This window comes from Mucilaginibacter conchicola (assembly GCF_003432115.1).
GTDB lineage: Bacteria > Bacteroidota > Bacteroidia > Sphingobacteriales > Sphingobacteriaceae > Mucilaginibacter > Mucilaginibacter conchicola.
The window spans coordinates 184,186-195,533 of sequence record NZ_QWDC01000004.1; the positions used below are offsets into that span (position 1 = coordinate 184,186).

10 protein-coding genes are annotated in these 11,348 nt (G+C 45.5%); 6 read left to right on the top strand and 4 right to left on the bottom strand.

The window, feature by feature from the left end:
• Positions 1 to 16 precede the first annotated feature (16 nt).
• Complete coding sequence (locus D0C36_RS21520; protein ID WP_117393787.1) at positions 17 to 358, bottom strand: hypothetical protein; 342 nt, start codon at positions 356 to 358, stop codon at positions 17 to 19.
• 24 nt (positions 359 to 382) lie between these two features.
• Positions 383 to 1,633 (bottom strand): hypothetical protein, encoded by a 1,251-nt coding sequence (locus D0C36_RS21525; RefSeq protein ID WP_117393788.1) that lies wholly within the window; start codon positions 1,631 to 1,633, stop codon positions 383 to 385.
• 82 nt (positions 1,634 to 1,715) lie between these two features.
• Between D0C36_RS21525 and D0C36_RS21530 the strand changes: the two genes are divergently transcribed.
• The 3 genes from D0C36_RS21530 to D0C36_RS21540 all read left to right on the top strand — a co-directional run bounded on the left by D0C36_RS21530 (position 1,716) and on the right by D0C36_RS21540 (position 3,550).
• Complete coding sequence (locus D0C36_RS21530; protein WP_117393789.1) at positions 1,716 to 2,297, top strand: thymidine kinase; 582 nt, start codon at positions 1,716 to 1,718, stop codon at positions 2,295 to 2,297.
• Positions 2,298 to 2,794: 497 nt separating this feature from the next.
• Positions 2,795 to 3,085 (top strand): putative quinol monooxygenase, encoded by a 291-nt coding sequence (locus D0C36_RS21535; RefSeq protein WP_117393790.1) that lies wholly within the window; start codon positions 2,795 to 2,797, stop codon positions 3,083 to 3,085.
• Positions 3,086 to 3,163: 78 nt separating this feature from the next.
• Positions 3,164 to 3,550 carry a response regulator transcription factor gene (locus D0C36_RS21540; protein ID WP_117393791.1) on the top strand — a complete coding sequence of 129 codons (387 nt, stop codon included), beginning with the start codon at positions 3,164 to 3,166 and terminating at the stop codon, positions 3,548 to 3,550.
• Positions 3,551 to 3,721: 171 nt separating this feature from the next.
• Here the strand turns inward: D0C36_RS21540 and D0C36_RS21545 are convergent, their stop codons facing one another.
• Together D0C36_RS21545 and D0C36_RS21550 are read right to left on the bottom strand one after the other, a co-directional pair.
• Positions 3,722 to 5,902, bottom strand: a complete 2,181-nt coding sequence (locus D0C36_RS21545) for a TonB-dependent receptor family protein (RefSeq protein ID WP_117393792.1) — start codon at positions 5,900 to 5,902, stop codon at positions 3,722 to 3,724.
• Positions 5,903 to 6,010: 108 nt separating this feature from the next.
• Entirely contained in the window at positions 6,011 to 6,559 is a 549-nt protein-coding gene (locus D0C36_RS21550; protein WP_117393793.1) for a hypothetical protein, read from the bottom strand.
• 191 nt (positions 6,560 to 6,750) lie between these two features.
• Between D0C36_RS21550 and D0C36_RS21555 the strand changes: the two genes are divergently transcribed.
• The 3 genes from D0C36_RS21555 to D0C36_RS21565 all read left to right on the top strand — a co-directional run bounded on the left by D0C36_RS21555 (position 6,751) and on the right by D0C36_RS21565 (position 11,281).
• On the top strand, positions 6,751 to 8,169 hold the full coding sequence (locus tag D0C36_RS21555; protein WP_117393794.1) for an alkaline phosphatase family protein: 1,419 nt from the start codon (positions 6,751 to 6,753) through the stop codon (positions 8,167 to 8,169).
• A gap of 21 nt (positions 8,170 to 8,190) precedes the next feature.
• Positions 8,191 to 9,276 (top strand): lysylphosphatidylglycerol synthase transmembrane domain-containing protein, encoded by a 1,086-nt coding sequence (locus D0C36_RS21560; protein ID WP_117393795.1) that lies wholly within the window; start codon positions 8,191 to 8,193, stop codon positions 9,274 to 9,276.
• Between the two features lie 73 nt (positions 9,277 to 9,349).
• Complete coding sequence (locus tag D0C36_RS21565) at positions 9,350 to 11,281, top strand: tetratricopeptide repeat-containing sensor histidine kinase (protein ID WP_117393796.1); 1,932 nt, start codon at positions 9,350 to 9,352, stop codon at positions 11,279 to 11,281.
• Positions 11,282 to 11,348 lie beyond the last annotated feature (67 nt).

Consider the following 11,348-nt stretch of genomic DNA (forward strand, 5'->3'; position numbering starts at 1 on the left):
ATTTTTGATCTTGTATCTAAGAGCTTAGAAAGAACTCCCGCCAGGATAATAGAATTTCCCTGAAGTCAACCATCGGGATCTTAATCGGATTTAATCTATGTTCATCTGATAATATCAAATAATCAGGCGTTATTTCTGCATAAATCCCTATTAAAGAATGATCGTAATATATGTCTTCTACACTATCATATTGACCGTTTAAGCAGCGGTCAACGTCAGTGAGCAAATCGTCTATATCCCCTTTAGTTTCCCAAGAACCAACGTAGGTACTCAGCACTGATCGCCCGTCCGTACGTTCTTCGCCTCTTACGTTTTTGTAGAAGTGTATATTGTACTTTTCTAATATCTCATTATTCATGGTTGAAAAGTATTACTAAATAACTTACGCGTAACGTCTTCTCAGCAACGCATAAAACTTATCTGATGTAGTTTTTTTATCGTCCCAGTTGTTTTTGGTAACGTAGTTGGTTTTCAGGAAACGGTCTGCTTCTTCAAAATTGCCAAAACGGTTCACTATCTCTATGGCTTCGCTGTAGGCAAGGCTGTAGCCATTGAACAGGTCTTTCACAAACAATAACTTATCGTTCATGCTGATGGCAGATTTTAGATCAGTTATCGGCGCTTCCTGTTTCTGCTGACTTGGGATAGCGGTATTATCGCCTTGTTGCTGAGCGCGTAAACGCTCGTTTAAAGTAAGCGGGCGTTGCGGCTCGTCTGATTTTGCAGGCTCAACTGCAGGCGCTTCAGGTTGCTGAGGTGGCGCTGGTTCTTCGGCAACGGTTTTTGGCGTATTATCAATCACCGGCTCAGGGTTGGTAGGCACAATGTTGGCTTGCTCGGTCTCGTCTGCTTTTTGGTTATCATCAAGCAAAGTTTCAAGCGTAACAGGCACGCCGGTAGCAATGGTGTTTTGAATAACCGGTGCAGGCTCTTCCGTAAAAGTATCGGCCTCGTTCACCTCAAGGTTATGTTTGATGCTATCGGTATCCTCTCGCTGGAAAGAATACGTATCCGCATCGCGGCCCGCATCAAGGTTAATGCTGGGTACAGGTTTGTCCTCTACCTCTTCAGGTTTGGTAGCCTCGGGCTCTACAGGCTGTGGCGCAATAAATGGCGCCCTGTCTACAACCGGTTTTACGGGTTGTACCATTGGCTCAAAATATTTTGGCTCGCCTGCAGGGCGTTTTATCTCCGGTTGTTCAGGTCGTGGTGTTTCTACCTTTGGTGCCTGCGGCCTAAAGAAATCCGGCTTTGGTAAATTAAATCTTGTAGTTTGCTCGGGCTGAGGCGGCGTAACCGGCTCGGGTCTTGGTGGCTCGGGCGCAACTGGCTCCGGTTTTGGCGGAAGCGGTATGGCTGGCAACGGTGCTATCAACTCGGGCTGAACGGCAGGTTGCGGCTCAGGCTTTTTTTCCTCAACAACAGCAGGCGGCAAAGCCTTTTGTTCCTGCGAGCGTTGCAGGTTTAGTTTCTTTAATATCTCGGCATGATCCTTCAAAAAATGCGTATTGGCAACAAAAAGCTCAAGCTCAAGATCGTTCAGATCATCTTGCGTTTCCTGCAGATACTCGTATTGGTCTAACAGTTCTTTTATTATTGCGCCGGTCTTTCTAAATACTTCCTGCTGCTTCATAGTGGCTATAGATGTTAGGAAAAATGCTTACCAAAAATAGTACAAAATTCTGATATTAGCCCTTCACTAAAAATTGAAACACGTGTATAACGAGGATGTTTTCAGAAGAAAAAATGAGGTTGGGGGTAGCATCGAAGTTATCTGTGGTTCAATGTTTTCCGGCAAGACCGAAGAACTCATCCGCCGCGTAAAGCGCGCACGTATTGCTAAGGTAGAAGTTGAAATTTTTAGTCCGGCAGCCGATATCAGGTACGATCAGCGTGCCGTGGTATCGCATAATGCCAATTCTATTCCCTCAAAATCTGTTAGTAAAGCAGCAGAAATATTGCAGCTTGCCGAGCATATCCAGGTAATTGGTGTTGATGAAGCCCAGTTTTTTGATGACGAGCTGCCGCAGGTTGCCCAAACGCTGGCCAACAAAGGCGTGCGCGTGATCATTGCCGGCCTGGACATGGATTTTAAAGGCCGCCCCTTTGGTACCATGCCGCAACTGATGGCCATTGCCGACTCGGTAACCAAACTGCACGCCGTTTGTATGAAATGCGGCGGACAAGCCATGTATTCTTACCGCCTGGTACCCAACGAAAGTCAGATCCTTCTCGGCGAAAAAGAAAGCTACGAAGCCAGGTGCAGGGAGTGTTATAATTTGGACGGGGAGATATAAAGGAAGCCTTACAAGCCGCTCTTTAATACAAATCAATAAATGATGTCATTGCGAGGCGCGGTAGCGCCGTGGCAATCTCATCGCGTTTATACTCTTGTGCTATGCTTGCGACGAGATTGCCACTCCGCCGGCTGGCGGATCGCAATGACATTTTTTGTCATCAGGTTAATCTCTTAGTCCCAAAATCAAGGTTCAAAATAGCGTTAGGGGTAGTAGCGGATACCGGCCTGTGCCTAATGCCTGTGCGCGTATGATCCGCCAGCTGGCGGACCGCCCGCAGGGAACGCCCGAAATAAGAAGCCTCTCTAACTTGCGTCATTGTGAGGTACGAAGCAATCTCTTTAGGACAGGCGGCTCTGTAAGTCGGGGATTGCCACATCGGCTACGCCTTCTCGCAATGACGTGGTTTACAAACTTTCTGTACCACAAAATTTACAAACCTTCATAAACCAAAAACGGCCTCTGCGCGTTTTAAACTAAATATAAACCTCTTAGTTATGAGTATCAGTGTAGTTGCTTCGTTAGAGTGCCGCAGGGATGCCGGCAATGTTTTAAGCGCCGAGCTGAGGAAGCTGGTGATTGCATCGCAAAAGGAAGATGGTTGTATAAATTGCCAGGTTTACCAGAGCCAGGACCAGCCTTCGCATTTTTTTATTGAAGAGGAGTGGGCCGATGATGCCATGCTGAAAAAGCACAGGCAAACGCGGCACTATAAATACTTTACCCACATATTGCCCGCACTGCTTAACCATCCTGCGGATGTAAAAGTGCATAAGCGCCTAAATTAAAAAGGCGCAGTAAACAAAATAATTTTGCCGCTGTTGTAATAATAGCCTCTTAAGGGCCTATAATACATTTAATGAACTATGGCTAAGAAGATTTTGGTTATTGAAGATGATAGGGATATAAGGGAAAGCGTTACCTATATGCTGGAGAGTGATGGTTATGAAGTAACTGCTTCAGACAACTCCAGGATACTAAGATCATTACCGGATATTGCCCCCGATTTGATACTGCTTGATAATTGGCTTACTGATTGGGCAAGCGATGCCAGCGGCCAGCAGATAAGCAAAGAACTAAAATCGGACCCCAAAACAAGCCATATACCCATCATTATCCTCTCAGCCGTTAACAACGTAGCCGAAATAGCCGAAGCCGGCCTTGCCGATGCATACATCAAAAAACCATTTGATGTGGATGAGCTGTTGGCGCTGGTGAAAAAGTATATAAGCGAAGCCCCCCCCGCCCCCTGAAGGGGGAGCTTTTGAAAAGCATAAAGCCTGTTCATGTAGTTATGAACAGGCTTTTTTTAATATCGAACATTGAATCTTAAATTTTGAATGATGAAGGGATAATTTCGAAATTCAACATTCGATATTCATGATTCATTATTGCTCCTACTCCCCCTTCAGGGGGCGGGGGGGCTAAATCTTCACCCCAAACCCAATATTGAACGATATACCATCGCCTGGCAGGATGCCGGGGCCAGGGTACATGTTAATGCGGCGGGTAAAGTATTTTTGGTTGGTAAGGTTGTTTACGTTGAAATTAACGTGGTAGCTTTTAAGGAAGCTGTAGTTAAAAGCCAGATCAACCAGTTTGTAGGCCGGTACCACGCCTGATGCACCTGTTGCATTAAATACAGTGTTGTTAGCATCGCTAAACTGTTTGCCTACATAGCTGAATAATACCGTAGATGTGATGTGGCCGTTTAGGTAGGTTAAACCTGTGCGGTTGGTCCAGTCTGGTGTGCCTTCAATTTTGTGACCTACCAAGCTGGCATTGGTGCCGTTGTTATTGATGCTACCGCTTACGTACCTGCCATGGGTATAGGCAAGGGTATTGAAGATGCGCAGATCGCTTGTGGCCTGTGAGTTGAAACCGCGGATAAGCGATAACTCGGTATAAGCCTCGATACCTTTTGCTTCGGCGTTACCAACGGTGGTAAGGTATAGGTGGTTTGCACCGCCTGCATCCTGCACGGTAAGAGTACCTGCGCGGTTATTATAACGCACAAAGAAACCATTTACATCAAACGTAAAGGCCTGGCCAATTTTGCCGCGGTAGCCCAGGTCTGAGTTGTAGCCTTTGCTGTCTTTCATGTTAGGATCAACCAGGGTTAGCTGGTCTGCCGGGGTAACGGCAGCATAGATGTAGGGACGGTAAGCTTGCGAGAAGTTACCATAGATCTGCGTGGTGCCGGTAACCTGGTATTGCAAACCGGCGCCAAACAGCGGGAAGGTACGGTCGCGTTTGTAATCAACATTGGTGCTGCGGTTGTTCACCACGCCGTTGATGGTGGTTTTTATGCCCTCGAAACGTACGCCCGGCGTAAATGAGAATTTATCCGTAAGGTGGAAGATGTTCTCAGCAAAAGCTGCGTAGTTAATGGCGTTCAGGTCAAGGTCGATGCCGTAATCTTTAACCAGGCTAAGATCAAAATTTGTACCTGTGGTGCCCACGCCTTTTTGCAGGCGATGAGTTGAACCATCGGCGTAACGTACACCGGTTGTTAAGGTACTGCGCACACTGCCAATGTTGTAATTGGTTAACAAGCGGGCCTCGGTAGTGAAGCTTTTGTAGTGGTCGCGGTCAACCTGGCGCGGGTTGTAGGTGTTAAGGGTTTTGTTAACCGTATCGGCCACGTTTGAGCCGGCAATGTACTGCACGCTGCTGCGCTCGCCGAACAAGGCATGGGTGGTAATTTCCAGCCTGGTGTTTGGCGTAAAATTGTAATTGAAAATAATAGCCGGGATGTTAATGGCCGGCATAAAGAAGTTACGGAAACGCGTGCTTTGGCGGGCGTTTGCATTGAACATGGCATCAGTTAAACCGCCTGCAATTTGCTGCACATAATCAGACCGCGAGAACTGGAACGAAAGGCTTCCTTTATCATTAAACTGGTATTTGATATTGGCATAATAAGCGTGATAGTTGAACGCCGCATTAGGTCGCCAGCCATTGCCGCTGCGGGCATCAAAATAAGCGTAGTAGCTTACCTTGCCCACTTTGCCGCCAATGGCATTGTACGAGTTAAAGAAACGGTTGCTGCCGGTGGTCTGCTCGCTTTCAATACCGAAAGCTTTTGTAGTATCCGGTTGTTTTATCTTAAAGTTTACCATACCACCGAACTGGCTGCCAAACTGTAATGCCGATGCGCCGCGCACGTACTGCACCTCACCAATAGCCTGGAAAGGGGTGTTATAGTGATTTTCCGGGTAGCCTACCACATCAGAGTTGGTATTGTAGCCGTTCTGGCGCATGTTGGTTTCTATAGAACGGTGCATATCTGTACCGCGGGTACCAATATTTATTTGCAGGCCGGCACCATCCATCTCCCAAACGTTAATACCAGGCGTTTGCGCAAAAAGCGTGCGAGCGTTGTTGCCGGCTAAGTTTGCCTTACCTGCATCCGGATAGATAATGTTTGTTTTTTTGCCCGAGAAAAGGTACTGACCTACAACCTCGGGCAGGTATTTGTTGCGTGTTTCTTTTATCAGTACGCTGTCTAATTTCAGCGTGTCTTTAGTAATGGTTTGGGCATTGGCCTGGTATGCACAAGCTGCGGCCAATACCGTTAAAACGGTTTTATATAAATGTTTCATTGTAGTTTAAATCGAAAAATAAGTTAAAAACATAAAGCATCGGTAAACAGCATGGCTATGCCGGTTACGGTTAATTGTGACTTAGATGCTTAAAGGAAAAAGGTGTTATTAACTTAACAGCTCGGGGGGCTGGGCGGGGCCGGCAATCAGCGGGTCCTTTATTTCAGCGTGACGGCTCACGAAACCTTTGGCAGGTTCATCGTTAAAACGAACAAAGCTTAACTGTAATACCTGATGGTCATACTTGCTGTCGGCGCCACTCTTTTTGGCAGAGTCGTCACTTTTTTTATCAGTAGGGATATCATTCACCTGTTTAGCGTAAATGATATTGCTTTTAACCAGCTTGGTTTTTTCGTAGTTGGGTACGCACATTACATAGAGCGTATCCTTAGTAAATTTCAGCTTAACGTAGTTGTAACAAGCATTTTTTAATTGTATCTGGCCGGTTACGTTCTTGTAATCGCGCCATTCAAAAATGCCGGGAAGATTTTGTTTTACTTTAACTTCTACCAGAGAGTTGGGGTCGTAAAGGTTCTGGCTTATTAGCTCGTTCATGTGCTCATCGGCACGGGCTATCATATAATTTTGCAACAGCAAGTAACCACCCCAATTAAAGAGGTATATCACCAGGAAAACTATTGCAAAAAGCCTCTTCACTTAATCGGTTTAATCAATTACGCAATGTTAACAAAAGTTTACAACAAGCTAAAAATTTTTATAGAAAGTTATATTTCCGGTATCCTATAAGTTACTGTCTGCATCGCCAACATTCACAATAATTAATTATTTTCGCGTTCATTTTTAGGCGGCTGTTAAATTGTAGCCGTTGTTTTTAACCCAAAGTATCAATGCAAAGCAAAAAGCGGGTACTGTTTTACCTGGTTGACGGTGCCCACGCCGAGGTGTTGCCCGAACTGTTAGAACAAGGCCATCTCCCTAATATCCAACGTATCATTAACGAGGGTACTTACCGTAAAGCTACCACCTGTTTTCCGTCAACCACAGGGCCGGCTTACCTGCCGTTTTTAACCGGTCATTTCCCGGGTACTATGGATATTACCGGTATCCGCTGGTTTGATAAAAAGGAGTTTAAGCGCACCCGTTTCAACAAAATGGCCATGCGCAGCTACTGCGGCCCCGAGGCTGCCTGGTTCAATAGCGATATGCCGGCAGATAAGCCTACACTGTTTGAGCTGATGGGCGAATCATACAACCTGTACAACATGATAACCCGCAGTGTGCCTGATGAGTATGACCTGGGTAAGAAAGGCAAAGGCGGCCTGTATATGCGTGCCCACTTTAAACTGCGCCACCACCCGGTAGATATACAGGGCCATGGCCGTGTAATGGAGATGCTGAACAGCGGTAAAGATTTTGATTTTCTGTTTGCGGTATTCCCGAGTGTTGACTGGGATTCGCATTACCACCATATCCGCGATGAGCGTACGGTTGAGGCTTACAAAATTGTAGACCGCAGCCTGGGCGAAGTTCGCGCTAAGTTAGAGGAGCAGGGCAGATGGGATGATACCCTGTTTGTAATGACATCAGACCACGGCCTTACCCCAACCACCAAACACCTCGACCTTGGCGACTGGATGACCGCACAGGGCCTTAAAGCCGTTTACTACCCCGTGATATGGAAAACCAACCCTAAAAGTGCGGTATTCATCTCCGGTAACTCTTTCGGCGCTATCCACTTGCTTAACCACAAGGGCGACCATGTGCTACGCGAAACCGAGATAATGCAAACTATGGGTGCCGATAAGCTGCAGCTTTTGGTAAAAGAGGATGCTGTTGATTTTGCCATTTACCGCGGTGATGAAGAGAATACTTTTATTGTACATAACCGCGACGGTAAAGCTAAGATCTCTGTTAAGGATGATATATTTACCTACGAGCCGCAAACTGCCGATGTATTGAAATACGGCGGTAAAGTAGAAGCAACCGGTCACCGTGAGATATTGGCGAAGACTTTTGAGACCGATTACCCTGATGCGGTGTTCCAGATCTATCAGTTGTTCCGCAGCCGCAGGGCGGGGGATATTGTGATAAGCGCTGCACTGGGTTATGATCTACGCGATTTTTGGGAATACCCTGAGCATAAAGGATCGCACGGCTCATTGCACCGTCATCACATTCACGTGCCTTTAATATATAATCAAAAAGGCTGGAAAGATCATCCGGCCCGTACCGCCGATCTGTTCGACAGCATCCTGAAATGGAAAGGCATAACCCCAAAAAGTTCAGAAGGCGAACCATTATTTTAAATTGCTATTTTGCAGCAGCAAATGACAGAGACCACAGAGCCGAACGTGCAGCCCGAGAAACAGGATGCCAAAAACGTATTTAATAAAAAGGTAATTATAAAAGGCAGCCTGTGGTTTGCCTTGATCACTGTTGCCACTATTGCCGCCGTATTTTTCTATAACAATACCGGCGATACGGTTAAGGCCCTGCAGCATATATCATACAAATACATTGCTATTTGCTTTGTGATGTTGTTTATTGACCTGATGCTGGGCAGCTGGCGTAACCATATCTACGTACAAAAACTGGCGCCCGGTGTATCGCACTGGGTAAGTTTCAGGGCTAACGTAGCTAATATGTTTATGGGTGCAGTAACACCCGCTCATGGTGGTGCCGGTCCGGCGCAGATATTTGTTTATACCAGCAATGGAGTAAAGTTTGTTGATGCATTTGCCATTAGTTTGATAAACATGGGCGCTACGCTCATATTTATGCCGCTGGCAGGTTTTGTAGCCATTATGCTGATGAATACCACCGAAGTAGGCCATGCAGTACCTGCTATGTTGCAGTACGGCTTTATATTTTTCCTGCTGTTTTTGCTGGCTTTTTTGCTGGCCTTTTGGAAACCGCTTTTAATGGGTTCATTGATAAAAGAAATAGCTAAAGGGCTTTCAAGAGTATTTCCTAAACGTAAAGACAAGTTGGAGAAATGGGCCAATAACTCATTTGAAAGTATAAGCAAATACCAGCAATCATGTAGTGTTATCATTAGTAAAAACCCTTATCTGTTTCCGCTGAGTTTGGTGATCACCACGGCCTTGTATATGAACAAGTACTGTATGCAATGGGTAATTTTACTGGGGTTGGGTGTACATGCCAACCTGGTGCAGGTGATATCAATCCAGATCCTGATCCAATTTATGATCTATTTTGCGCCAACTCCCGGTGGCAGCGGTTTTGCCGAAGGTTTTATATCGGCCTTGTTTGGTAAAATTGTACCAGCCGCTTTGTTATCAATATTTACTCTACTTCAGCGCTCGTTCCTGTTGTTTTTCCCGGCCATGGTTGGGGCTTATGTAGTGATCAGCTTGCTGCGTAAACAAACTATGAAACAATCGGTTAAGTAATTTTTTAAATTTCAGCGAAATTTTTTTATTCCTTTCAGTTTTATATCTTTAGAACTCATTCTTGTTCCCCTAAATGAGAAAGTTACTATTGATAATAACCTTATTGCTGCCATTTGCCCTGCAGGCACAAAACCGGCGTATCGACAGTCTGAAAAACAGGCTTGTAGCAATCCGTGTTGATACCGCCCGGGCAGACCTTTATTACCACATTGCTGTTGCTTTGCAACGCATTGATCCTGTTGCTTCAAAAAAATATATCGATACCGCCGCGGTTTTAGTAAAGAAACTAAATTACCCTATGGGGCTGGCTAATGTTTACTCGTTTAACGCAGTACAAAGCTCGTTGCAAGGTAAGTTCGACTCCTTGTTTGTTTACAGCGAGCAATGTCTTAAAATAGCCCAAAAATACAAGCTGCCGCTTGCCACTGCCAAAGCCTATAACGGCATGGGTATATACCACTGGCAAACCGGCGATTACAGTGAGGCTATCAAGAACCACCTGGCCGCACTCCGCATCCGCGAACAGTATAAAGACCAGGAAGGTATTGCTGCCTCAAGGGCTAATTTGGCCTGGGTATATTTTGATAACCAGGATATAAAGAAATCCGAACAATATGGTTTAGACGCCTTAAACCTGGCAAAGAAGATAGACAACCCTACCATTGTAGTAAATGCCCTGCAATTGCTGGCCAATGTTTACGGCTCAACCGGCAAGTACGACAAAGCCCTGCATTGCGATGAGGAGACTATAGTAATAAGTAACCGGGAGGGTAACAAACGCGGCTTGTCGCAGGCTTACTCAAACATGGCCAATTGTTATACTGAGATGAAGCTGTACGATAAAGCCCTGCAGTACCAGCACGAGGTTTTAAAGATAGATGAGTTTTTTAACGATAAGAAGCAAATAAGCGATACTTACCTCAACATAGGCGGCATCTACACCCAAAAGAAAGACTTTTCTAATGCCATGAAATGGCTTAAAGGCAGCATTAAATTTGCCGAAGAAAGCAAATTTAAACAGGGGCAGCGTGGCGCCTGGCAATTGCTTAGCTCAGTTTATGAAAGTAAAGGCGATTACAAGAATGCCCTTGCTGCCCACCAGAAATATCAGGAAGCAAGTGTAGCATTGGTTAACGAGCAAAGCAATGCTCAGATAGCACACATGAACGCCCATTACGAAACTGAGAAAAAGGAGCAGACCATCAAACTGCTTAATAAAGAGAATACTATCCAGAAGCTATCTATCAATAAGCAAAAAACTACCATATCTATTATAGTAGGTTTGGTGCTGGTGGCTTTCGTGATGACGGCATTGGTGTATAACCGCAATAAACTAAAGCAAAAGGCCCAGCTGCAAACACAACTGATAAAACACCAGGAATCGATGACCAAAGCCGTGCTGGATGCAGAGGAGCACGAACGCAAACGCATAGCCGCCGACCTGCATGATGGAGTGGGGCAACTGTTCTCGGCCGTAAAAATGAACCTGAACGGCTTGTTCGAGCGAACAGAGTTCCCGCGGCAGGAAGATCGTTTCCTGGCCGAGAACACCATGGCATTGGTTGAGGAAAGCTGCAAAGAGGTACGCGTGATATCACATCAGATGATGCCGAACATGCTGCTGCGATCCGGCCTGGCATCAGACCTTAAAAGTTTTATCGAGAAGATAGATGCTGATAAGCTGAAGATCAACCTCGAAACCTCGGGTTTTAAAGATAAGCTGGAAAGCAATGTGGAGACCATGCTGTACCGCATTATCCAGGAAACCATCAACAACGTTATTAAACACGCTCAGGCCACACAGTTGAATATTGAACTAAAACAATGCAAGGAAGAAATAACAGCTATTATTAAAGACAACGGCATTGGCTTTGATACAAAGGCACAAGCCAACGGTATCGGTCTTAAAAATATCCTTACCCGTATAGAGTACCTTAAAGGAACTATCAACTATAATTCTGTACCGGGCCGTGGTACTATTGTGAGCATACAGGTGCCGGCTTAGTTTTAAGTCTTAAATAATAGTTCATTGCTGTTGGCTTTAGCAAACGGTTAACTGTACAGTTCAATTT